24 protein-coding genes are annotated in these 22,877 nt (G+C 61.4%); 8 read left to right on the forward strand and 16 right to left on the reverse strand.

Annotation, left to right across the window (positions count from 1 at the left end; all coding sequences use genetic code 11):
• Positions 1 to 188 precede the first annotated feature (188 nt).
• Positions 189 to 1,319, forward strand: coding sequence for a NapC/NirT family cytochrome c (locus ACB035_RS11940; protein WP_005339847.1), 1,131 nt, complete (start codon positions 189 to 191; stop codon positions 1,317 to 1,319).
• A 23-nt stretch (positions 1,320 to 1,342) separates the two neighbouring features.
• Positions 1,343 to 3,823: a trimethylamine-N-oxide reductase TorA gene (torA, locus tag ACB035_RS11945; protein ID WP_371167351.1), complete on the forward strand. Its 2,481-nt coding sequence runs from the start codon at positions 1,343 to 1,345 to the stop codon at positions 3,821 to 3,823.
• 82 nt (positions 3,824 to 3,905) lie between these two features.
• Here torA and ACB035_RS11950 read toward each other — a convergent pair whose 3' ends face one another.
• Genes ACB035_RS11950 through ACB035_RS11965 form a run of 4 tightly spaced genes read right to left on the reverse strand, consistent with a single transcriptional unit; the run spans position 3,906 to position 6,771 of the window.
• Positions 3,906 to 4,367, reverse strand: coding sequence for a hypothetical protein (locus ACB035_RS11950; RefSeq protein ID WP_005339830.1), 462 nt, complete (start codon positions 4,365 to 4,367; stop codon positions 3,906 to 3,908).
• A gap of 41 nt (positions 4,368 to 4,408) precedes the next feature.
• Positions 4,409 to 5,758: a sensor histidine kinase gene (locus ACB035_RS11955; protein WP_005339828.1), complete on the reverse strand. Its 1,350-nt coding sequence runs from the start codon at positions 5,756 to 5,758 to the stop codon at positions 4,409 to 4,411.
• Positions 5,755 to 6,411 (reverse strand): response regulator transcription factor, encoded by a 657-nt coding sequence (locus ACB035_RS11960; RefSeq protein ID WP_005339826.1) that lies wholly within the window; start codon positions 6,409 to 6,411, stop codon positions 5,755 to 5,757. The genes ACB035_RS11955 and ACB035_RS11960 overlap by 4 nt, the downstream gene beginning before the upstream one ends.
• 21 nt (positions 6,412 to 6,432) lie before the next feature.
• Positions 6,433 to 6,771: a PepSY domain-containing protein gene (locus ACB035_RS11965; RefSeq protein ID WP_005339825.1), complete on the reverse strand. Its 339-nt coding sequence runs from the start codon at positions 6,769 to 6,771 to the stop codon at positions 6,433 to 6,435.
• 63 nt (positions 6,772 to 6,834) lie between these two features.
• On the opposite strand from ACB035_RS11965, the gene ACB035_RS11970 reads away from it, so the two are divergent.
• Positions 6,835 to 7,083, forward strand: coding sequence for a PepSY domain-containing protein (locus ACB035_RS11970; RefSeq protein WP_128834747.1), 249 nt, complete (start codon positions 6,835 to 6,837; stop codon positions 7,081 to 7,083).
• On the opposite strand, the gene msrQ is transcribed toward ACB035_RS11970, so the two are convergent.
• Positions 7,080 to 7,706: a protein-methionine-sulfoxide reductase heme-binding subunit MsrQ gene (gene msrQ, locus ACB035_RS11975; protein WP_236322620.1), complete on the reverse strand. Its 627-nt coding sequence runs from the start codon at positions 7,704 to 7,706 to the stop codon at positions 7,080 to 7,082. The genes ACB035_RS11970 and msrQ overlap by 4 nt on opposite strands.
• A complete protein-coding gene (gene msrP, locus ACB035_RS11980; protein WP_128834743.1) occupies positions 7,697 to 8,698 on the reverse strand; it encodes a protein-methionine-sulfoxide reductase catalytic subunit MsrP in 1,002 nt (333 codons plus the stop codon). The genes msrQ and msrP overlap by 10 nt, the downstream gene beginning before the upstream one ends.
• Positions 8,699 to 9,066: 368 nt before the next feature.
• Here msrP and ACB035_RS11985 point away from each other — a divergent pair, with 368 nt between their 5' ends.
• Complete coding sequence (locus tag ACB035_RS11985) at positions 9,067 to 9,549, forward strand: DUF1097 domain-containing protein (RefSeq protein WP_371167352.1); 483 nt, start codon at positions 9,067 to 9,069, stop codon at positions 9,547 to 9,549.
• Position 9,550: 1 nt separating this feature from the next.
• Here the strand turns inward: ACB035_RS11985 and ACB035_RS11990 are convergent, their stop codons facing one another.
• The 4 genes from ACB035_RS11990 to ACB035_RS12005 form a co-directional block, all read right to left on the reverse strand.
• Positions 9,551 to 10,831 carry a sigma 54-interacting transcriptional regulator gene (locus tag ACB035_RS11990; protein ID WP_005339807.1) on the reverse strand — a complete coding sequence of 427 codons (1,281 nt, stop codon included), beginning with the start codon at positions 10,829 to 10,831 and terminating at the stop codon, positions 9,551 to 9,553.
• Positions 10,828 to 11,355 (reverse strand): hypothetical protein, encoded by a 528-nt coding sequence (locus tag ACB035_RS11995; protein ID WP_005356347.1) that lies wholly within the window; start codon positions 11,353 to 11,355, stop codon positions 10,828 to 10,830. Before ACB035_RS11995 ends, ACB035_RS11990 begins: the two co-directional genes overlap by 4 nt.
• Complete coding sequence (locus ACB035_RS12000; RefSeq protein ID WP_005339801.1) at positions 11,352 to 12,752, reverse strand: HAMP domain-containing sensor histidine kinase; 1,401 nt, start codon at positions 12,750 to 12,752, stop codon at positions 11,352 to 11,354. Before ACB035_RS12000 ends, ACB035_RS11995 begins: the two co-directional genes overlap by 4 nt.
• A gap of 103 nt (positions 12,753 to 12,855) precedes the next feature.
• Complete coding sequence (locus tag ACB035_RS12005) at positions 12,856 to 12,948, reverse strand: YnhF family membrane protein (RefSeq protein ID WP_005339800.1); 93 nt, start codon at positions 12,946 to 12,948, stop codon at positions 12,856 to 12,858.
• A 124-nt stretch (positions 12,949 to 13,072) separates the two neighbouring features.
• On the opposite strand from ACB035_RS12005, the gene ACB035_RS12010 reads away from it, so the two are divergent.
• On the forward strand, positions 13,073 to 13,648 hold the full coding sequence (locus ACB035_RS12010) for a 2-amino-4-hydroxy-6-hydroxymethyldihydropteridine diphosphokinase (RefSeq protein ID WP_371167353.1): 576 nt from the start codon (positions 13,073 to 13,075) through the stop codon (positions 13,646 to 13,648).
• Here the strand turns inward: ACB035_RS12010 and ACB035_RS12015 are convergent.
• Positions 13,574 to 14,278 (reverse strand): SDR family oxidoreductase, encoded by a 705-nt coding sequence (locus ACB035_RS12015; protein WP_371167354.1) that lies wholly within the window; start codon positions 14,276 to 14,278, stop codon positions 13,574 to 13,576. The two genes, ACB035_RS12010 and ACB035_RS12015, sit on opposite strands and share 75 nt — an antisense overlap.
• A gap of 162 nt (positions 14,279 to 14,440) precedes the next feature.
• On the opposite strand from ACB035_RS12015, the gene ACB035_RS12020 reads away from it, so the two are divergent.
• Positions 14,441 to 14,845 (forward strand): CBS domain-containing protein, encoded by a 405-nt coding sequence (locus ACB035_RS12020; RefSeq protein WP_005356342.1) that lies wholly within the window; start codon positions 14,441 to 14,443, stop codon positions 14,843 to 14,845.
• Here ACB035_RS12020 and ACB035_RS12025 read toward each other — a convergent pair.
• Positions 14,842 to 15,378: a DUF2301 domain-containing membrane protein gene (locus ACB035_RS12025; RefSeq protein ID WP_058056215.1), complete on the reverse strand. Its 537-nt coding sequence runs from the start codon at positions 15,376 to 15,378 to the stop codon at positions 14,842 to 14,844. The genes ACB035_RS12020 and ACB035_RS12025 overlap by 4 nt on opposite strands.
• An 87-nt stretch (positions 15,379 to 15,465) precedes the next feature.
• Here ACB035_RS12025 and ACB035_RS12030 point away from each other — a divergent pair, with 87 nt between their 5' ends.
• Positions 15,466 to 16,230 (forward strand): ABC transporter substrate-binding protein, encoded by a 765-nt coding sequence (locus ACB035_RS12030; RefSeq protein ID WP_123173967.1) that lies wholly within the window; start codon positions 15,466 to 15,468, stop codon positions 16,228 to 16,230.
• Between the two features lie 64 nt (positions 16,231 to 16,294).
• On the opposite strand, the gene asnC is transcribed toward ACB035_RS12030, so the two are convergent.
• On the reverse strand, positions 16,295 to 16,756 hold the full coding sequence (gene asnC, locus ACB035_RS12035) for a transcriptional regulator AsnC (protein ID WP_005339783.1): 462 nt from the start codon (positions 16,754 to 16,756) through the stop codon (positions 16,295 to 16,297).
• A gap of 154 nt (positions 16,757 to 16,910) precedes the next feature.
• Here asnC and asnA point away from each other — a divergent pair, with 154 nt between their 5' ends.
• Positions 16,911 to 17,903 (forward strand): aspartate--ammonia ligase, encoded by a 993-nt coding sequence (asnA, locus tag ACB035_RS12040; protein WP_302246780.1) that lies wholly within the window; start codon positions 16,911 to 16,913, stop codon positions 17,901 to 17,903.
• Positions 17,904 to 18,203: 300 nt separating this feature from the next.
• On the opposite strand, the gene clpB is transcribed toward asnA, so the two are convergent.
• From clpB to rluD, 3 genes are all read right to left on the reverse strand, one after another.
• On the reverse strand, positions 18,204 to 20,777 hold the full coding sequence (gene clpB, locus ACB035_RS12045; RefSeq protein ID WP_139405377.1) for an ATP-dependent chaperone ClpB: 2,574 nt from the start codon (positions 20,775 to 20,777) through the stop codon (positions 18,204 to 18,206).
• Positions 20,778 to 20,979: 202 nt separating this feature from the next.
• Positions 20,980 to 21,717, reverse strand: a complete 738-nt coding sequence (gene pgeF, locus ACB035_RS12050; RefSeq protein WP_371167355.1) for a peptidoglycan editing factor PgeF — start codon at positions 21,715 to 21,717, stop codon at positions 20,980 to 20,982.
• A gap of 112 nt (positions 21,718 to 21,829) precedes the next feature.
• Entirely contained in the window at positions 21,830 to 22,810 is a 981-nt protein-coding gene (rluD, locus tag ACB035_RS12055; RefSeq protein WP_371167356.1) for a 23S rRNA pseudouridine(1911/1915/1917) synthase RluD, read from the reverse strand.
• Between the last annotated feature and the right edge of the window lie 67 nt (positions 22,811 to 22,877).

Consider the following 22,877-nt stretch of genomic DNA (forward strand, 5'->3'; position numbering starts at 1 on the left):
CACAAATAGATAAAACAGAAAACAATTGAATTTAATTCGACAATTATGTCAATAACAAAACAAAAGACAAAATGTGACAACAATCAAAAATATAAACCATGATGGAGGTCAACGCCTTATCCCTATCATTACTACTACTATTGGACTAGTACTATGTAGGTAATTATTGACCGTAGGAAAACGCCGCCATGATTGGAAAACTGATAAGAAAAACCTGGTTCTGGCTCCTGCTGCTCGGGGCCCTGCTGGGTGTCGCGGCACTGGGTGTCACCGTGACCGTGCTGCACAAGACCAGCTCCACCGAATTCTGCGTCTCCTGCCACTCCATGCAGACTCCGCTCGCCGAGTATCAGGGCAGTGTCCACTTCCAGAACACCAAGGGGATCCGCGCCGAGTGCGCCGACTGCCACATCCCGGGCGACCCCACCTCCTACCTGTGGACCAAGATCCGCGCCGTGAAGGATATCTATCACGAGGCGATCGGCACGCTGGATACCCCGGAAAAGTATGAAGCCCACAAGCTGCGGATGGCTCAGTCCGTCTGGGACGAGCTGAAAGCCAACGACTCCGCCACCTGCCGCAGCTGCCACAGCTACGAGGCGATGGACATTCTGGCACAGCGCCCCAATGCCCGTGCCGAGCACCCGGTCGCCATCAAGGAAGGCCAGACCTGTATCGACTGCCACCGCGGTGTCGCCCACATCATGCCTGACATGAGCGGCCTGGCTGCCGCCGGTGCCAGCGAGCTGGCGCAGGCTGCGGCCCAGACCCCAGCCAACGTCACCACCCGTTACGCCATCGCCACCACCCCGCTGTTCCTCGATGCTGCCGCCAAGACCGACGAAGGCACCCTGATGCCTTCCACCAAGGTGGAAGTGCTGGCCAACGAAAACGGCCGCGCCAAAGTGCAGATCGAAGGCTGGCAACAGGATGGTGTGAGCGAAGTGTTCTACGCCGCACCGGGCAAACGGATCCTCAGCGTACTGGTCGGCGATGCCGCCAAGAAAGCGCTGGTCACCGGCCAGAGCGAAACCGACAGCGCCACCAACCTCACCTGGCATCAGGTCAAGCTGACCGCCTGGGTCGACCAGAGCCAGCTTATCGGCGATCAGGGCAAGCTGTGGCAATACGCCTCCACCCTGATGTCCAACAACTGTACCGGCTGCCACGGCCTCACCGCGCTGGATCACTTCAACGCCAACCAGTGGATCGGCGTCATCAAGGGGATGGAGTCTCGTACCTCCCTGACCCCGGAACAGGCTCGCATGTTGACCCAGTATGTCCAGAAACACGCCAGTGACATGAGCGCGGCCCACTAAGGCTGGCACAGAGGAAAACCGTTATGACTTTTTTCAATGACAAGAAGACCAATCTGTCCCGCCGCAACCTGCTCAAGGGGCTCGGCGCCTGCGCAGCCCTGCCCCTGCTCGGCGGCATTTTTCCCAAGAGTGCGCTGGCGCAAGCCATCAGCACCGCATTGAGTCAGTTCCCGACCCTGGTGCCCGCCCAGAAGGGTATTCTGACCGGCGCCCACTGGGGTGCTTTCGAGGCGATCGTCGAAGATGGCCGCATGGTGCGCGTTCAGCCGGTGGCCGATGATCCGGCGCCAAACGATCTCATCGACATGGCGCCGTTCCAGGTGCACGCCAAGAACCGCATCAAATACCCCATGGTACGCAAGAGTTGGCTGGAGCACGGCCCGGGCGCCAAACCCGAGCTGCGCGGTGCCGACGAGTGGGTGCGAGTGAGCTGGGACAAGGCGATCGAACTGGTGGCCGGTGAGATCCAGCGGGTTCAGAGTGACTTCGGCCCGCAGGCGATCCACGCCGGCTCCTACGGCTGGAAAAGCGTCGGCATGTTCCACAACAGCCGTACCCTGCTGCACCGCCTGATGAACCTCTCCGGCGGCTTCACCGGTTATGCCGGCGACTACTCCACCGGTGCGGCTCAGGTGATCATGTCCCACGTGATGGGCTCCATCGAGGTGTACGAGCAGCAGACCGCCTGGCCCAATGTGGTGGAGAACGCCGAACTGGTGGTGCTGTGGGGGGTCAACGCCCAGGTGACCCTGAAGAACAGCTGGAACATACCGGATCACGAAGGTCAGGCCGGTTTCATGGCGCTGAAAGAGAAGGGCACCCGCGTCATCAGCATCGACCCCATCTACAACGAGACCGCCAAGCTGGTCGGTGCCGAGTGGATTGCCCCGAACGCCTACACCGATGTGGCCATGATGCTGGGTGTGGCTCACACCCTCTACAGCGAGAAGAAGCACGATCAGGCCTTCCTCGATCGCTACACCGTCGGCTTCGACAAGTTTCTGGACTATCTGCTCGGCAAGGATGACGGCCAACCGAAGAGCGCCGAATGGGCGAGCACCGTCTGCGGTGTCGATGCCAAGGTGATCCGCCAGCTGGCTCTCGACATGGCCACCAAGCGCACCATGATCATGGCCGGCTGGGGCATGCAGCGTCAGCAGCACGGCGAACAGCCGAACTGGATGCTGGTCACTCTGGCCTCCATGCTGGGTCAGATCGGCCTGCCGGGCGGCGGCTACGGCTTCAGCTACCACTACTCCTCCGGTGGCAGCCCCACCGCCAAGGGCGGCATTCTGGCGGGTATCTCCGCCGGCAACGCACCGAAGAACAGCCCGGCCCCAATCCCGGTGGCGCGCATCGCCGACTGTCTCGCCAACCCGGGCAAGACCATCGACTTCAACGGCCGCAAGGTGACCTATCCGGACATCAAGCTGGTCTACGTGGCGGGCGGCAACCCCTTCCACCACCATCAGGACACCAACAACCTGCTGCAAGCGTGGCGCAAGCCGCAGACCGTGATCGTTCACGAGCCCTACTGGACGGCCACCGCCAAGCACGCCGACATCGTGCTGCCGGTCACCACCAGCTACGAGCGCAACGATCTGGAGATGGGCGGCGACTACTCCCAGCGCTATGTGTTCCCGATGCACCAGTGCGTACCGCCCCAGTTTGAAGCCCGCAACGACTTCGACATCTTCAGTGCCATCGCCGCCAAACTGGGTGTGCAGGAGCAGTACACCGAAGGGAAGGACGAGATGCGGTGGCTCAAGCAGATGTACGACGGCATGGCGGCGCAGGCCCGCGGTGCCCGCGTGGCGCTGCCGCCGTTCAACATGTTCTGGGAGTCCAACAACTACATCCGCTTCCCGATCCCCGAGGCCAACCGCCAGTGGATCCGTCACGCCGATTTTCGCGAGAACCCGCTGCTCAACCCGCTCGGCACCCCGTCCGGCAAGATCGAGATCTTCTCCAACACGGTGGCGGGGATGGGTTACGCCGACTGTGCCGGCCATCCCAAGTGGTATGAGCCCAAGGAGTGGGTGAAGAGCGAGGTGGCGGCGCGCTATCCGCTGTCGCTCAACACCTCCCACCCGACCCAGCGGCTGCACTCCCAGCTCGACAACACTCCGCTGCGGGACAAGTTCGCCATCGCCGACCGCGAAGCGATCATGATCCATCCCGCCGATGCCAAGGCTCGCGGCATCGCCCAGGGGGATCTGGTGCGTGCCTTCAACGAGCGCGGCCAGATCCTGGTGGGCGCCCTGCTCTCCGAAGATGTGCGCCAAGGGGTGGTGCGGATCTGTGAAGGGGCCTGGTACGACCCGGCCAAGCCGGGCGAAGCGGGCAGCATCTGCAAAAACGGCAACGTCAACTGCCTCACCTTCGACGAGGGCTCGTCCAGTCTGGCGCAGGGCAACTGCGGCCACATGGCCCAGCTGCAGATCGAGAAGTACACAGGCCCGGTACTGGCCAACACCGCCCACGCGGTACCGGCCAACGGCTAAGGCGATTGCCACCCAATAAAAACGGCGCCATCAAGGCGCCGTTTCTTTATCTGTCTGCCAAAGCGCAGGCATGGGGATGGGTTTAGAACTCCCCTTCCTCCATATACTCCTGCGCGCACTCAACCAGCTGCGGCCACAGCTCTTCCGGCACCCAGGCGTCCGGGTCATCTTCGTCCCCGTCGTACTGGCTCCAGAAATAGCGACGCAGTCCGGAGGCAAACTCGTCGCTGATCTCGGCCAGCTCCGAGAGCGGCCCCAACCAGGCGATGCGACGCAGGCCAGAGGCGAGATCGTTGATGGCATCCATCAGGGTGCGATCGTCGAAGCTCTGCTCCACCAGCAGGGTGAAGCGCTCGCGCGCCTGCTCGGTCTGCTCCTCGTCCAGCTCGCCCACATCGGCCAGCAGGTCGACAAAATCTTCCAGCAGGAACGCGATCAGGCCATCCCTGTCTTCAAACCACTGGATCTGGGCGCCCTTGACCCCCAGCACAGAGGCATCAAACGAATCGTCAAGGTGACACAGTGCCCACGGATCGTCGGTCATGCTTCTCTTCCTCAGGCTAAAACAAATGCCATATGTTATGCCTAGCTCTCGACTCTTGCCACCTTGGGCAACGAGAGGGAGGCGGCCAGACCGCCCAGTTCGGCGCGGCCCATGATGAAACTGCCCCGATAGGCTTCCGCCAGATCGGAGACGATGTTGAGACCGAGGCCCGAGCCTGGCACCTTCTCGTCGAGCCGTACCCCGCGCAGCACCGCCTTGGCGATCTGATCCTCGCTCATGCCGGGGCCGTCATCCTCGATACGCAAGGTGATCCAGCCCCCCAGCTCGGCGCTGGAGATGCGCAGCTCGCTGGCAGACCACTTGAAGGCGTTCTCCAGCAGGTTGCCCACCATCTCGTCGAAATCCTGCTCCTCCACCCCGACCGCCAGATTGGCGGGCACCTGCAAGTCCACCGTCTTGCCCGGATAGAGGCGGGAGAAGGCACGGCAGATATACTCCACCCGCGCCCGCACCGGGGTCGAGACCCCGAGGATCTTGGCAGCACCGGTCACCCGCGCCTTGCCGAGGTGGTAATCAATATGGCGCTGGATCTGGTCGAGCTGCTCGCCGATGGCGGCCTGATCCTCCGGCGGCAATTGAGCCACCTGATTGCGCATGATGCTGAGCGGCGTCTTGAGAGCGTGGGCCAGATTGCCGGTGTGGGAGCGCGCCCGCTGCAGCAGCTCGCCGTAGTGGTGCAGCAGCCGGTTGATATCCTCCACCAGCGGCTGGATCTCCAGCGGATAACGCAGCCGGAAGCCCTCCTGATGGCCCTCATGAACTCGCCCCAGTTCACGGCGCAGCAAGTGCAGCGGCCGCAAGCCGTAGACGATCTGGAACATGAAGCCGAGCACCAGACCGGCGGCGGCAAAGCCGAGGCCGAGGAACAGGCTGATGCGGGTCTTGTTGAGGGTCTGGGTCAGGGCGCTGCTGTCCTTGGCCATCACCAAAGTGAAGACCCGATCCGAACCGGGCAGCAGCACGGTACGGGTCATGATCAGCAGCGGCTCCTTGTTGGGCCCCTTGCCGACAAAGAGGTCGGGATCGCCAAACGCCGACTTGAGGCCGTCGCTCTTCAGGTTGGTATCCCACAGGGAGCGGGAGCGCCCCACCACATCGCGGCCCAGCTCCAGCTGCCAGTAGTAGCCGGAGTAGGGTTGATTGAAGCGGGGATCAGAGAGGGAGCCGGTGACCACTGGCAGGCCGGTTTTGGCCACTTCCAGCCGGGAGAGCAGATCATAGAGCTGCAGGCGAAGGCCGTCGGCCTCCGCCTCCTGCCAGTAGTTGCGCATCATGGTCTGCAGACTGAAACCGGTGGCGAACAGAAAGAGCCCGCACCAGACCAGCGCGATGGCGACCAGTCGCCCCCGCAGGGTTCTGACCAGCCTCATTCGTTGATCCGGTACCCGAGGCCGCGCACTGTCTCAATCAGATCGGGGTTGGTTTTCTTGCGGATCCGGCCGATGAACACCTCCACGGTATTGGAGTCGCGGTCAAAATCCTGAGCGTAGATGTGGTCGATCAGCTCGCTGCGCGACACCACCTTGCCCCTGTGCTGCATCAGGTAACCCAGCACCCGGAACTCGTGGGCAGTCAGCTTGATGGGAGTCCCTTCGTACCACACCTGCGACGCCGCCATGTCGAGCCGCACCCCGCCGATCTCCAGAATGGAGCTGGCGTTGCCTGCCGCCCGGCGCACCAGCGCATGGACCCGCGCTACCAGCTCGGCCACCTGGAACGGCTTGGTGAGGTAGTCATCGGCACCGGCGTTGAGCCCCTCGATCTTCTCGTGCAGCTGACCACGGGCGGTCAGCACCAGCACAGGGGTATCGATCCCCTTGCTGCGCCACTCTTTCAGCACGCTCAGGCCATCGCGCCCCGGCAGGCCGAGGTCGAGAATGATGGCGTCGTAGGGTTCGGTCTCGCCGAGGAAACCGGCCTCGTTGCCATCGTGGCAGAGGTCGGTGACAAAGCCGGAGAGGCGCAGCTGTTCGGCCAGCTGGCCAGCCAGAATTTTTTCGTCTTCAACAATCAGAATTCGCATGAACAGGCTTCCACACAGGGGTTATTCATCATCCTCGACCGGGGGCTTTGGCGGTTCGAACAACCGCTCCAGATGGTGGCCCTTGGCCCACACCAGCTCAAGGTTGTCGGCCCGATAGGCTACCTTGATCACGCTGTTCTCCCGATCGATGACTCGCAGTTCATAGAGCCAGATACCATCCTCTTCCCCCAGATCCACCCGCAACACCCGCACCGGCAATCTGGCCGCCACCTCCATCATTTCATGGAAGGGCCGAACCCGTCCCTCATGGACAGCTTGCTGCAGCATGGCTTCATCAGGCGTGACCGCCTGTGCCAGCAACGGCAGCAATAACCCAAGCAGAGGGAGCGCTCTATTCATGGATGATTCATCTCCAAAAACCTAACATAATGGCGTTTATAGTCTGCCAGCCATGAATCCGGAATGAATATGATCCCGCGCAGTTTCCTGCTGATCCTTTGCCTGTTGAGTGCCACAAGCTGGGCGGCCCAGAGCCGTCTCGACATGGCCGGGCTGGTCAAACTCCTGCTGGCGCAAGGGTATCACGACATTCGGGAAGTGGAGCTGGAAGGGGACAAATTCGAGGTCAAAACCCTCAATCGCCGGGATCAGAAGGTGCATCTCATCGTCGATGCCTACACCGGCGAGATCAAACAACAAGAGGCCGATTAGGCCTCTTTTGCATTCCAGCGTCCCCGCATGGGGCGCAGCAGCTTCTCCCGCCTCGGCCAGAGCAGGGCGCAGGCCAGCAGCAGGTAGATGAGGGGCTCCCCCCAACCACTCTTGAGCGACCACCAGTAATGCACCGGCACCAGCAGGGCGATGGCATAGACCCAGTTGTGCAGCTTCTGCCATGCGGCGCCCATGCGGCGCTGCAATGCGGGCAGCGAAGTGATGCTGAGGGCGGCCAGCAGCAACAACGCTACCATCCCCACTACTATGTAGCTGCGCTTGACCAGCTCGCCGCCAATCAGGCCCCAGTCAAACTGCAGATCCAGCCCCAGCCACGCCATGAAGTGGAGCAGCGCCCAGGCAAAACACCAGAGCCCGAGGGGGCGGCGCAGCTTGATGAGCTGCCCCTGCCGCCAGCGCTTGGCCAGCGGCGAGACCAGCAGGGTGAGCAGCAGCAGATTGAGCGCCCCCTTGCCGAGGTAGTGGATAAGCTCGGGCACCGGATCGCCCCCCAGCAGACCCGCTGGAATGGCAAAAACCAGCCAGAGCAGGAAGCCGAGGGAGCCCAGATGCACCAGCACCCGCAAGCCGCTGATATGGGCCGGTTTCAATCTCAGTACCATTGGCGCAGATCCATCCCTTGATAGAGCGAGGCGACTTCGTCACCATAGCCATTGAACATCAGGGTCGGCTGACGCTTGGCGCCAAACACTCCGCCCTCGCCGATGAAACGCTCGCTGGCCTGACTCCAGCGCGGGTGATCCACCTGCGGATTGACGTTGGCGTAGAAGCCATATTCGTTGGGAGCCAGCAGATTCCAGGTAGTCGGCGGCATCTCCTCCACCAGCCGGATCGAGACGATGCTCTTGATGCTCTTGAAACCGTACTTCCACGGCACCACCAGCCGGATCGGCGCGCCATTCTGGGCGGGCAGGGTCTTGCCGTAGAGCCCCATAGCCAGGAAGGAGAGCGGGTGCATCGCCTCGTCGATACGCAGCCCTTCGACGTAGGGATACTCTATACCGCCCCCCAGACTGGAAGCCTGTCCCGGCAGCTGTTTCGGATCAAACAGGGTTTCGAAGGCGACAAACTTGGCACGACTGGTAGGCTCGGCACGGCGGATGATCTCCGCCAGCGAGATGCCGTTCCACGGCAGCACCATGGACCAGGCTTCGACGCAGCGCAGCCGGTAGATCCGCTCCTCCAGCTCGCTCTTGTTGATGAGGTCCCACACATCGAGGGTAAAGGGCTTGGCCACCTCCCCCTCCACCTTGAGGGTCCAGGGTTCGGGCTTGAGGTAATGGCCGTTGCGAGCCGGGTCGGACTTGTCGGTGCCGAGCTCATAGAAGTTGTTGTAACTGGTGGCCTTCTCTTCCGGTGTCAGCACCAGATTGGCCGGGCGCTCGGCAGGCTTGCTGTTGAGCGGCCTGGTGGCTAACTGGGGAGCATCCTCTTTACCGCGCAGCAGATCGAGTACACCGGCCTGAGTGGGAAACGCCAGGGTGGCCGCGCCCAGACCCAACCCTTTGAGAATAAGGCGGCGGTCCTGATAGACGGCTTCCGGGGTGACATCCTGTTCGGTGAGGTGGTGGGCGGTACGACGCTTGATCAACATGAAAAACTCCCGGGGCTGAGTGAGGCACTATGGATAAGACCCGCCCCGGCAGATTTTTATTTCACACAAATTTACATCATGTGGTGCAGGGGCAGTGCCTTGGCCATGGTGCCGACCAGAAACAGGACTACGAACACCAGCAGGGGAACGATCACATTTGGCGCCATCAGACTCACTCCATGAGCAGGACAGGGCCTCTAACTATGGCCGACTGTCAGGCCGGTCACCAATGAATTTTTTTCGCGAGCGCAAGCGTATTCCTGAGTTGAAAAGGGTGATGAAGATCACACACAATTCGGCCCCCGCTTGCCGCCCCGATTGCCGGGGGTAGGCTGCCCATTTTGCGAAGCCAACTGAAGAGTCGCCCCATGAGCCCACTGATCGCCATCGCCATCACCACTGGAATTCTCTCCGCCGTCTGGGGCTGGATTGCCGTCGCGTTCGGCCTTATCTCCTGGGTCGGCTTTCTCGGCTGCACCAGCTATTTCGCGTCAAGCGGCGGCTACAAGGCACTGCTGCAGACCATCTTCTGCAACACCAGCGGCATGCTGTGGGCACTGCTGCTGATCCATGGTGACAGCCTGTGGGGGGCGGGCGTGGCGGGTTATGTGATGACGGGGGTAGTCGCCACCCTGATGTGCGTACAGGCCAAGCTGCAGTGGCTCGGCTACATTCCCGGCACCTTTGCCGGTTGCTGTGCCACCTTCGGGGCGGCTGGCGAGTGGCGGCTGATCCTGCCCTCCCTCATCATTGGCGCCTTGTTCGGTTACCTGATGAAGGCGAGCGGCCTCTGGCTCTCCCATAAAACCCAGAAAGCTGACGCCGCTCCGGCAGTAGTTGATCCCGCCTGATTTATCCCTTCGATTTGAAGTTTGCTGCTTCAATACCGTGCCGATTCAATAACTTGTAGAAATCGGTACGGTTTCTGCCCGCCATGTTGGCCGCCAGGGTCACGTTGCCCTCGGTGGTGCGTAGCAAACGGATCAGATACTCCTTCTCGAATTCGGCCCGCGCCTCGTTGAACGAGGGGATGCCGCCGCCACCACCGCTCAGGGCGGACTCCACCATGGATACTCCGATCACCGGGCTGCAACAGAGGCTGGCGAGCTGCTCCACCACGTTGCAGAGCTGGCGCACGTTGCCGGGCCATGCTGCGGCCGCCAGCATCGCCAGCGATTCGGGCGAAAAACCCATGGCGGCGCAGTCGCTGTGGCGGCTACGGTAGTCATCGAGCGCCTGTCGGGCCAGCAGGGGGATATCCTCACTGCGGGCACTGAGAGACGGCAAGGTGATATTGGCGACGTTGAGACGGTAGAAGAGATCTTCCCGAAAGCGCCCCTCCTCCATCGCCTTGACCAGATCCTGATGACTGGAGCTAAGCACCCGCACCTCCGGCGTGCCCTGACCATACTCCTCCATCACCTGCAGCAGCTTGGCCTGCAGGGATTCGGAGAGGCTGCCAATCTCGTCGAGAAACAGGGTCGCCCCCTTGGCCTGCTCGAACAGCCCGGACTGGCCATCTTCACCAAACAGCTGCAAGTCGAGTGACGCCCACGGAATGGCGGCACAGTTGATGGTATGGAGCGGCTTGTCGCGCCGCTGACTGGCCTGATGCAGCGCCTGCGCCATCGCCCCCTTGCCGGAGCCTGACGGCCCCATGATCAGCACCGGCACCTCCATGGTGGCAATGCTGTGAGCCTGGATCAGCAGCTGTTCCAGCTGGGGATTACGGGTCAGGATCAGCGACTGCCACTCCTGCTGCTGTTTCGGCCGCGTCAGACTCAACGCATGTTCGATGGTGGCGAACAGCTCATCCTTGTTGATGGGTTTGGTCAGAAAGCTGAAGACCCCGGAGCGGGTCGCCTGAATGGCGTCCGGGATGGTGCCGTGGGCGGTCATGATGATCACCGGCAAACCCAGCCACTGGGCCTGGATCCGCTCGAACAGCGCCAGACCGTCCATGCCGGCCATCCGCAGATCGCTCAGCACCAGATCGGCCCGTTGCTGACGCAACCGGTCGAGGGCCCCTTCCGCACTGTCGGCGGTATCTACTTCATAACCCTGACTGCGCAGCCGCATGCTCATCAGTTTGAGCAGGCTGACGTCGTCATCCACCAACAGGATCCGGCTCATGGTATTACCTCACGATTCTCGTTCAGCTTGCGCTGGTTGAGCTGGTCGTCGATAGCGGTCAGCTGCTCGATCTGGCGGCGCAGCCGCTGGATCTCCTGACTCTGGTCATCGCGACGGCTGTCGCGGGCCAGCAGCTGCTCGCCGAGGGCGATCCAGCTGCGCAAAAAGGCCTGCGCATCGAGACCCAGCTCGGGCAGCATCTGCTTCAGGCGCGCCAGACCGGCGGTGCGATTGGCCACCGATTCGGCGGGGTGGGAGTCCACCATGGCCAGACTGACCCGGCTCTCCAGATCGTCGGCCCCTTTCAGACGCTGACGCTCCTGCACCCGTTGCTGGGGGTGACTGGCCAGCAGCCAGTCGGAGTATTGCAGACGCACCTGCATCTCCTTGTTGGCAAACTCCATCCGCTTGGCAAAAGCGATATCGGAGGACTCCCGCTCTGCCTGTTGCGGCAGCAAGGAGCAACCCGCGAGCAGCCCTGCCATCAGAGCTGGAAATACGCGTTGTATCTTCATAGTCCTCATTTCAACGTCAACCTGAAACAGACATCCGCCTGTTCATCCTCTACCAGAACCAGTTCCCCCCCCAGGCTGTTGGCAGACTCGCGGGCGATGGAGAGGCCCATGCCCGAGCCTTTCAAGAGACCTTGCCGCACAGTGCTGCCCTGCTCGAAGGGTTCAAAAATGCGTTGCTGATCGGCCACGGGGATCTTGGGCCCCTCGTTGGCCACTTCCAGCCAGCTTATCTGTTCATCCTGCCCTGCCCTGATCCAGATATTGCCTCCGCTGGCGCCGTAACTGACGGCGTTGGAGAAGAGGTTATCGAGGATCAGTCGTAGCCGGTAGGGCTCCGCCCACAGGGTAACCGGCACGGTCGGCAAGTGTACACGGATCTGCTTGGACTCCAATGCCAGCCGGTACTCGGCAGAAAGTTCCGACAACATCGGCAGCAGGGGGACGGGCTCCAGTTCGAAGGCCTCCTGCTGACTGAGCCGGTTGAAGTCGAGCAGCCGCTCGATCAGGGTCTGCAGGCGCCGACTGTTCTCGTCGAGCATCTGACAGATCTCCAGCTGATCCGGCGTCAAAGGCCCGACCAGCTGCTCGCAGAGCAGATCCGTCCCTTCCCGCAGCACCGCCAGCGGGGTCTTGAGCTCGTGGGATACATGGCGCAGGAACTGGTATTTCTGCAGCTCCAGCTCCTTGAGTTTGTCGTGCAGCCAGACGATCCGCTCCCCCAACAATACCAGCTCGGCAGGGCCGTCAACCGGCTTGGGATCGGGTTCGACCCCGGCACCCAGACTCAAGATGCGCGACTCAATCTGTCGTACCGGGTGGATGATGAGGTAGGTGAAGATAAAGACCATCAGCAGGCTGAGCGCCGCCACCGCACCGCTCACCCACCAGAGCTCGCTGGTCAGTCCGGCGATGGTGAGCTGCACCCGATCCATGTGTTCGTCAACCCGGCTGCGGGTGACTATTTCGAGCTGCTTGTTGGCATCGTTGAACTGCTCGAGCTTGTCCCCCGCTGCCGCCGCCCGGGCCAGCGCGGCATCCTGCAGGCTGTCGAGCCAGGCCAGCCCCTGATCGAGCCCGCTGTAAAGCTGGCCGTCGGTGATGGAGTTGCGGTGTTCCGCCAGCAACACCCGATACCCGTCGAGTTGCTGCTGGTAGCTGGTGAGACTGCGACGATCCCCCAGCACCGCGAAGCGGCGCAAGGTGCGTTCGATATCGATGGCTTGCGCCGTCAGCAGGGTAGCGCGGCGGGTATCCTTGACCGCCCGCTCCATCTCGTCGCTGGTGAGCTGACTGAGGTGGGCAAGGGAGGTGCTGTTGTGCCAGATCATGCCGCCCAGCGGCATCAATACCAGCACAAATCCCATCAATACCACCTGCAGCAGGGAGCGTGGGCGAACCTTGGTCATCATCTCTTCTCTTGCATTCTCACCGGTGCGCCAGCATAGCCGCACCGCCCCAAAAAACAAAACCGGCCAACAGGCCGGTTTGTATTATCTGGATTGTGGTGATTCACGCCAACGCGACAGAGGCCAGACAGATAATCATGATCATCGCCAGCGCGCCCGAGGCGGTCAACAGCGCCCATTTCAGCTCCACACTCATGCAAACCTCCTTTCTGCCAATCAGTGCCGGATCACAATAGATAAGACAATGTTAAGCCATAGTTAATCCGATAACCGTGAGCTGCGTATACATTTCAGATGAGCCCAACCCCGGGAAGGTGAGCATGTTCTATCTGTGTAGCATTGGTTCCAATATTGACCCGCATATTCATGTCAGCCGCGCGCTGGCCGAGCTGTTTGCGAACGTCGGCCCCCTGCGGCTGAGTTCGGTGATCCGCACCAAGCCGGTGGGAATGCACTCCAGCCACGACTTTCTCAACTGCCTGCTGGTGGTGGAGAGCCCGCTCGATGCCACCAGCCTCAAGCAGTACTTTATCGCCCTTGAAGTAGCTCACGGCCGGGATCGCAGCGATCCGCTCTGCAAGGTGCACGACCGGCCGCTCGACATCGATATTCTGGCCAGCAACAGGAGAGGTGACTTTGCCTCGGCAGAGGTCGATTCCTATCTGGCGGAGCTGCTGGCCGAGCTCTACGGCCATGGCGAGGTGCATGAGCCCAAGGTGGCGCTGCAAGTGACGCTCCCCGCCCCGTCGGGCAAGCTCAAACCCGGCAAGGGCTTGCTGACCCGGCAGGTCGGGCTGGAGCCGCTGGTGCTTGGCAAATCTTCAGAGAGTGGCCAGCGCGCGCCCGCCATCTACCTTGATGCTGGCCCCGGTCATATAACTGTTCCCCATCAGTAACTGCACCGCCTGCCAGATGGGCTCCAGCCCTCCCTCCCGCGCCAGCGGCGTTTTCGCCAACACCTGCTGGCGCCACGCCTCGTCATGCTCGTCGAGAAACAGAATGGGGCCCGGCTCTATGGTGTTGACTCGCACCGCAGGCGCCAGCTCCCGGGCAAAGCTCATGGCCAGCGAATGGGCTCCCGCCTTGGTGGCCACATAGCTGGCAAAACGGGGGGCCGGGGCATGGATATAGATATCAGTGATATGAATGATGCTGGCGTTGGGATTGCTGGCCAGCTGGGGGGCCAGCGCCCGGTTTAGCTGGAAGGGGGCCGCCATGTGCACCCGGTAGAACTGTTCGAACTGGGCCAGTTGCGCCGCCGGATCAGTTGCCTGCGGCTCGAAGGCCGAAGCGTTGTGGATCACCAGCGCCAGATCCTGATGGGCTGCCAGCAGAGCGATAAGCTTGCCAACGTCCTCTTCCCGGCCAAAATCAGCCTGCACCAGTTCGACCCCCAATGCAGCCAGCGTGGCCAGCTCCGGCCGCTCGCTGCGATAACTGCCCGTCACCAGCCAACCCGCCGACACCAGCTGTTCACAGAGATAAAATCCGAGTCGACGGCCACAGCCCGTAACCAATGCACGCATACGATCTCCTTTCCCTTTCATGGTCTTGCATGAACGAAGCCCGCCTGCCAGCGGATCACCGCCGATGGCTTGTGCCTATCAATCCCTGCGGCACAAGCCATTGGTTGCGGGCCACCCACCCGCGTCATAGTGGCGGCATCCCCCTCTTGCGGAGTCACCACCATGCTGAAAGTACACCACCACATGGGTCGCCTGACCCACTCCCTCACTGCCGGACTCGGCCTGGCAGAAGCGCTGGATCGCCTGCATCAATCGGGTCTTGGCGGCTTGCCGGTACTGGATGAACAGAAACGGCTGATCGGCTTTCTTTCCGAACAAGATTGCATCCCCAGCCTGCTCACCGGCAGCTACCACTGCGATACCCGCACCCGGGTGGAGGATCTGATGAACCGCTCGCCCCTCTCGGTCGGGCCGGATGAGAGCATTCTGGATCTGGCTCGCCAGATGGCCGATGCCAAGCCCAAGATCTACCCGGTGCTGCAACAGGGCAAGGTGATCGGCATCATCAGCCGCCGTCAGGTGATGCAAGCCCTCAACCAGCAGATGAAGGTGTGCCAGCAGACCTAGATCTGGTAACGCCCCTTGTCACCGATATCAAAGTGCAGGGGCATCCGCCACTTGGCCAGCGCCAGCAAGGTCAACAGGGCGCCGCAGACCAGCGCCACCAGTGCGGCGGCCCACTCCACCCGCAACCACTCCAGCAGCCATAACGCCGGTAGCAGCACGGGCACCAGCTTGATGCCGGGAATGGCGAAGCAAAACTGCTCCTTGAACGCCAACCCGGAGAGGGTCGCCAACGCCGCCCCCAGCACCAGCGCATCCGGCGCCCCCACCGCTGCCAGGGCCAATGCGCCCCACCCAAATCCCTGCAGAATCAGGCGAATCCGCTTGTCGTAGATATGCAGCGAGAAGCCGCAGATTGCGCTTGCCACTGCCAGCGACATCAACCATTGTGCCGACGGAAGCAATGCCATCCCGCTCAGCAGCGCCGCACCGCGACAGAGCAGCAACAGGGCAACTGCACTCAAGCCAAGGCGGTAGAGCGAGACGGTCAACTTGTCGATCCCGTCCAGCGGGCTCTCGATTTCAGGATTTGCCATAAACAGTCGCTTCTAACGGATCAGGTGCCATCCAATATACTGGAATCAGGTCTTGGAATATCTTCAAACGGGCTCAGGAGACGTAGTTTGCGTGTGATCCCCCTGTTTTGGTTGCTGTTTCCACTCGGATTGCCCGCCAAAGAGCTGGTGATCTGCGGCACCATGGAGCCCCCGCTCAAGTTTCTCGATGCCGATCAGAAACCCCGCGGACTCGATATCGATATCGTCACCGCCATCTTCGACAAGCTGGAGACGCCCTTTCGGATCGAGCTGGCCGACTCCGGCGCCCGCCTCACCCGCAATGCCGAAACCGGCGCCTGCGATCTGGTGATGACCCACTCCTACAAGGCAGAGCGGGAGAGTTATCTCATCTATCCCCAACAGGCCCATCTTCGCCACAGCTGGCACTTCTTCGTGCGCAAGGCGGACCTGATGAAGATCCGTTACGAGACGCTGGCCGATCTCAAACCCTGGCGCATCGGCGTGACCAAGGATTTCTCCTACACCCCTGAACTGGCAGCGGCCATGACCGACCCGGCCTATCAGTTTCAGGAGATCACCATGAACCAGCTGCAACTGCGCAAACTGCTGGCCGGACGGATCGATACCGTGCCGATGCCGCTGGTCACCGCCTTCACCCAGATCAAGGAAGAGGGGCTGACGGGAAAGATCGATTACCTGCCCAAACCGCTCAAGAGCAGTCCCTACTTCAACACCTGGGCCCGCGCACGAGCGGATGCACAGACCCCCGCCCTGATGGCGGCCTACGATGCCGAACTGCTGCGCATGAAGCGCAACGGCAGCCTCAAGGCCCTCTACGACAAGTACGCCATCCCCTATATCGAACCCTGATCAAGGGGGTCAGGGTTTCGCACGGGAGATGGATCTCTACACCCTACCCCTTATACAACCCACCTCAAGGCTTCACGTCCCGCAGGATCGGATTCTGCAGCGAGATCAGGGTTTCAGTGGACTGGATCTCGTCGATGGTCTGGATCTTGTTGATCAGCACAATCTGCAGCTCGTCGATGGAGCGGGTCATCACCTTCATGAAGATGCTGTAGTGGCCCGTGGTGTAGTAGGCCTCCACCACTTCATCCAGCGCCTGCAGCTTGGCCAGTGCCGATGGGTAATCCTTAGCGCTCTTCAGATTGATCCCGATAAAGCAGCAGACGTCGTAACCCAGCTTCTTGGGGTTAACCTGCACCCGTGTCCCCTCGATGATCCCCGCCTGTTTCATCTTCTCCACCCGCACATGGATGGTGCCCGGGCTGACCGCCAGTTGTTTCGCAAGTTCGGCGTACGGGATCCGCGCATTCTCCATCAGAGCGGTGAGGATGGCCTGATCGAGATTATCGATCCGGTAATTTTCCGGCATTTTTTTGCACTCCCGTTGACGATATCTCATTAAAAAACAGCTCATTTTGAAGAAAAAAATACACAAAGCCTATTTCTATTATCGAATATTGAATTTAGTTGGCATTCCGTTGAAGAATCACCACATCCAACGGGGTTTGAAACAGGAATTCAGCATGAAACAGCACTACATTCGCAGCCAACAGCAGATCAGCTTCGTCAAAGAGATGTTCTCCCGCCAACTCGCCCAACAACTGGGTCTGATGGAGGTGCAAGCCCCCATTCTGAGCCGAGTCGGTGATGGCACTCAAGACAACCTCTCTGGCCACGAGAATGCAGTGCAGGTCAAAGTAAAAACCCTGCCGGAGCACAGCTACGAAGTGGTTCATTCACTGGCCAAATGGAAGCGCCAGACCCTGGGGCGCTTCGGCTTCGGCCCGGGTGAAGGGATCTACACCCACATGAAGGCGCTGCGTCCGGATGAAGACAAGCTCACCCCCATCCACTCGGTCTACGTGGATCAGTGGGACTGGGAGAAGGTGATGCCGAGCGAGCGCCGCGATCTAGCCTATCTGCAGGAAACCGTGCACGGCATCTGGGCCGCCATCAAGGCCACCGAGCGCGCAGTCTGCGCCGAACATGAGCTGACCCCCTTCCTGCCGGCGGAGATCCAGTTCCTGCACAGCGAAGAGCTGCTGGCCCGTTACCCGGACCTCGATGCCAAGGGGCGCGAGCGCGCCATCGCCAAAGAGCTGGGGGCCGTGTTCCTGATCGGCATCGGCGGCGCCCTCTCCCACGGTGAGCGTCACGATGTCCGCGCCCCGGACTACGACGACTGGAGCAGCCACAGCGAGCTGGGTCTGGCGGGTCTGAACGGTGACATTCTGGTGTGGAACCCGGTACTGCAAGACAGCTTCGAGATCTCCTCCATGGGGATCCGGGTCGATGCCGAGGCGCTGCGCCGCCAGCTGGCCATCACAGGCGACGAGGATCGCCTGCAGTACGACTGGCATCAGGACCTGCTGGCCGCACGGATGCCGCAGACCATCGGCGGTGGCATCGGCCAATCCCGTCTGGCCATGCTGCTGCTGCAAAAAGAGCATATCGGTCAGGTGCAGGTCGGTGTGTGGCCCTCTGAAATGAAGGCCGCTATCCCTGGCATGCTGTAAACACGTTGATTTCATCGGTCTGGCCTGTGCGCAATGGCACGCGGGTCAGCCCTGAAGGTGTGTGGCGGTGCGGACTGAACGAGCGCAGTCCGGACATGCTGTAAGTCGCGTGGTCATCCCTGATGGCCCACGGCGAAACCGGGGCTTGCCCCTGCGACCCGCTCAACCCACGTCAGGTCGCTTCACTACATTCCTCCCGGCAATCTTCGGATTGCCGTTTTTTTTGCGCCCGAATCCCTGCCACCAGATATGACAACACCAGCCCGAAGGCTGGCGTTGCAAACATCGACACGAGATCGGTTACTGGGTCATGGTCAGACCGTTGCTGTCGGCCCCCAGCAGCAGCTTTTTGCCCGGCACGATGCGACCGGAGAGCAGGGCCTGCGCCAGCGGGTTCTCCACCTTCTGCTGGATCGCCCGCTTGAGGGGCCGCGCCCCGTAGACGGGGTCGAACCCGGCGTGAACCAGCTTCTCGAGCAGCGCTTCGCTCACCTCCACCTCGTAACCCTGAGCCTCGAGACGGCCCATCAGGCTCTTGAGCTGGATGCGGGCGATGGACTTGATGTGATCCTCGCCGAGGGGATGGAACACCACGGTCTCGTCGATCCGGTTGATAAACTCCGGCCGGAAACTGCGGGTCAGCACATCCATCAGCATGGCCTTCATCTCGTCGTAGTCTTTCTCGGAGTGGTGCTCCTGAATCAGATCCGACCCGAGGTTGGAGGTCATGATCACCACCGAGTTGCGAAAATCGACGGTGCGACCCTGACCATCGGTCAGGCGGCCATCATCAAGCACCTGCAACAGGATGTTGAACACATCCGGATGCGCCTTCTCCACCTCGTCCAGCAGGATCACCGAGTAGGGACGACGGCGTACCGCCTCGGTCAGATACCCGCCCTCTTCATAACCCACGTATCCGGGAGGCGCCCCCACCAGACGGGCCACACTGTGTTTCTCCATGAATTCGGACATATCGATCCGCACCATGGCATCCTGGGTATCGAACAGGAACTCGGCCAGCGCCTTGCACAGCTCGGTCTTGCCCACCCCGGTGGGCCCCAGGAACAGGAAGGAGCCGATGGGGCGATTCGGATCGGAGAGACCGGCACGGGAGCGACGAATGGCGTTGGAGACCGCATCGACCGCCTCCTCCTGACCAATCACCCGGCTGTGCAGCTGATCTTCCATCCGCAGCAGCTTGTCGCGTTCCCCTTCCAGCATGCGGGCGACCGGAATCCCGGTCCAGCGGGCCAGGACGTCTGCAATCTCCACGTCAGTGACCCGGTTGCGCAGCAAACTGGTCTCCTGCATCTCGGCTTGAGTGGCGAGATCCAGCTGTTTCTCCAGCTCTGGAATGCGGCCGTACTGCAGCTCTGACATCCGGCCTAGGTCGCCTGCCCGGCGCGCCACATCGAGATCCTGACGGGCCTGCTCCAGCGCAGCCTTGATATGCTGGGTGCCGGCGAGGGCGGCTTTCTCGGCCTTCCATACCTCGTCCAGCTCGTTGTATTCCCGATCCTTCTCGCCAATCTCCTGATTGATCAGCTCCAGACGCTTGCGGCTGGCGTCATCGTCCTCCTTCATCAGCGCCTGCTGCTCCAGCTTGAGCTGGATGATGCGCCGCTCGAGACGATCGAGCGCCTCGGGCTTGGAGTCGATCTGCAACCGGATGCTGGCTGCAGCCTCGTCGATAAGGTCGATGGCCTTGTCCGGCAGCTGGCGATCCGCAATGTAGCGGTGCGACAGCTGGGCCGCCGCCACGATGGCAGGGTCGGTGATCTGCACATGGTGGTGCAGCTCATAACGCTCTTTCAGGCCACGCAGGATGGCGATGGTATCCTCCACGCTCGGCTCTTCCACCAGCACCTTCTGGAAGCGACGCTCAAGCGCTGCATCTTTCTCGATGTACTGACGGTACTCATCCAGGGTGGTGGCGCCGACGCAGTGCAGGTCGCCACGGGCCAGCGCAGGTTTGAGCATGTTGCCCGCATCCATGGCCCCCTCGCCCTTGCCGGCGCCGACCATGGTGTGCAGCTCGTCGATAAAGAGGATGACGTTGCCCTCCTCCTTGGCGAGATCGGTCAGTACGGCCTTGAGCCGCTCTTCAAACTCGCCGCGATACTTGGCCCCGGCCACCAGCGCCCCCATGTCCAGCGACAGCACCCGCTTGTTTTTGAGCCCTTCCGGCACTTCGCCGTTGATAATGCGCTGAGCCAGCCCCTCGACGATGGCGGTCTTGCCGACACCGGGAGCACCGATCAACACGGGGTTGTTCTTGGTGCGGCGTTGCAGCACCTGAATGGTACGGCGGATCTCGTCATCGCGGCCGATCACCGGGTCAAGTTTGCCGATTTCGGCCCGCTCGGTCAGATCGATGGTGTACTTCTCCAGCGCCTGACGGTTCTCCTCGGCGTTGGCATCCTCAACCTTCTTGCCGCCACGCACCTTGTCGATGGCCGCTTCGAGTTTCTCTTTGGTCAGCCCCTGAGCGCGCAGCAGCTCGCCCAGCGTGCCCTTCTCGTCGAGGGCCGCCAGCACAAACAGTTCGGAGGAGATGAACTGATCCTTGCGCTGCTGGGCCAGCTTGTCGCAGACGTTGAGCAGGCGGCCGAGGCCGTTGGAGAGCTGTACATCCCCTTCCACACCGCTGACGCGCGGCAGGCGATCCAGCTCCTCGCCGAGGCGGGAGCGCAGGGCATTGATATCCATCCCGGTCAGAGTGAGCAACGGACGGATAGAGCCGCCATCCTGATTGACCAGTGCGGTCATCAGATGAACGGGTTCGATGAATTGGTGGTCACGACCCAGTGCCAAAGACTGGGCATCGGAAATAGCAATCTGGAATTTGCTGGTAAGGCGATCGAGGCGCATTGCACTCCCCCTTCAAACAGGCAGACGCCGCTTGCGCGGCAAACAACATAACTTTCTGAGATGAAAGATGAGGCCCGTACGGGCTATTTCAAGGGCATGAGCTGGTTATTTTTTCTGCAAAGCGGGGAGAGTGCAGGATCCCCGCCTCTCCCATACGAATCTGCTCTTGAGAGAGACGGGCTATTACTTGGCGGGTGATTGCTTAGCGGGCCAACCAGATGAGGGAGGCCATGCGGCCGGTCTGGCCGTCGCGACGATAGGAGTAAAACTGCTCGCTATCGCTGAAGGTGCAGTATTCGCCGCCATAGACGGCGGTAACGCCGGCACGGGCGAGGCGCAACCGCGCCAGCTGGTAGATATCTGCCAGCCATTTGCCGTCGTTGGACGAAGGGACGAACGCCGCTTCTGCTTCAGCCTGCTCAGCCATAAAGGCCTCGCGCACCTCGCCACCCACTTCAAATGCGGTAGGGCCGATGGCCGGGCCCAGCCAGGCCAGGATCTCGCCCGGCTCGCAGCCCATAGCGGCGATACTCGCCTCCAGCACGCCCTCTTTCAGTCCACGCCAGCCAGCATGGGCGGCGGCCACCACGGTACCGGCCCGCTCGCAGAACAGCACCGGCAGACAGTCAGCCGTCATCACGATGCAGGCCAGCTCCGCCTCATGGGCGCAGGCGGCATCGGCATCCGGTGCTTGCTGATAATGGCTGCTGACCGGATGAACCACGGTGCCGTGCACCTGATTGAGCCAGTTAAGGGGTCCCGGGATGGCGGCCGCCTGCTGCAAGCGGGCGCGATTGGCCTCGACTCGCGCCGGTTCGTCACCCACGTGGGCGCCCAGATTGAGACCGGCAAAGACCCCTTCACTGACGCCGCCATCCCGGGTGGTCGACAACGCCCTGACACACGCCGGGGCTGGCCAGTCGGGTTCGATCCATTTCATCTGTGACTCCTTCAATTCACCGATATAAAAACGGGGCTCCTGCAAGGGAACCCCGTTTGGCATCTGTTCGGGCCGGATGACGCCAGAAACCGACGCAGCAGGCCCTATCGCATCAGTTCCAGACTAAATCATCCGGATTGGCGAGAGTATCCGCTCGCAGCACTTCCATCAGCTCCACCATGTCTTGCGGTGTAGCTGAGTGCCACTGCATCACTTCCCCCGTGATGGGGTGAGCCAGTTGCAGCATGGTGGCATGCAGCGCCTGACGGTTGAAGTTACGCAGTGCCTGAGTCAGCTCGGGGGTCGCGTTGCGCAGCGGGCGCAGACGGCCACCGTAAGCGGGATCGCCCACCAGCGGGTGCTTGATGTGGGCCATGTGGACACGGATCTGGTGGGTACGGCCGGTCTCCAGACGCAGACGCAGACGGGTGTGGCCACGGAACTTCTCGTGCACCCGGTAGTGGGTCACGGAGGGACGGCCATTGGGTACGACGGCCATGTGGGTACGCTGGGTCGGGTGACGGCCGATGGGCGCATCAACGGTGCCGCCAGCAGTCATGTGACCGATGGCGATCGCTTCGTACTCACGGGTGATCTGGCGCGCCTGCAGCGCCTCTACCAGATGGGTCTGGGCCGGAACGGTCTTGGCAACCACCATCAGACCAGTGGTGTCTTTATCCAGACGGTGCACGATACCGGCACGGGGCACCTCGGCAATACCGGGGTAGCGGTGCAGCAGGGCGTTGAGAATGGTGCCATCCGGCGTACCGGCGCCCGGGTGAACCACCAGACCGGCCGGCTTGTCGATCACCAGAATGTGTTCATCTTCGTAAACGATGTTGAGCTCGATATCCTGCGCATCGAAGCGGGTGTCATCTTCCAGCTCTACATCCACATGCACCTGTTGCCCAGCAATCACCTTCTCGCGTGGGGTGTTGGCAACCTGACCATCCAGGGTCACTTTGTCCTGTAAAATCCACTCCTTGATGCGGGTTCGGGAGTAGTCGGGAAACAATTCGGCCAGGGCCTGGTCGAGTCGCTGCCCGAATTGGTGATCCTGGAATTCGCCTGTCAGTTCAATATGCTGGCTCATGTATGGTCTCTTGAGCGGGGGGTATCAATTCGAAATAATCCGGGTATTCTAGCTTTTCTTTTAGCCA

The sequence above is a fragment of the Aeromonas sp. S12(2024) genome (genome assembly GCF_041402305.1).
Classification (GTDB): domain Bacteria; phylum Pseudomonadota; class Gammaproteobacteria; order Enterobacterales; family Aeromonadaceae; genus Aeromonas; species Aeromonas veronii.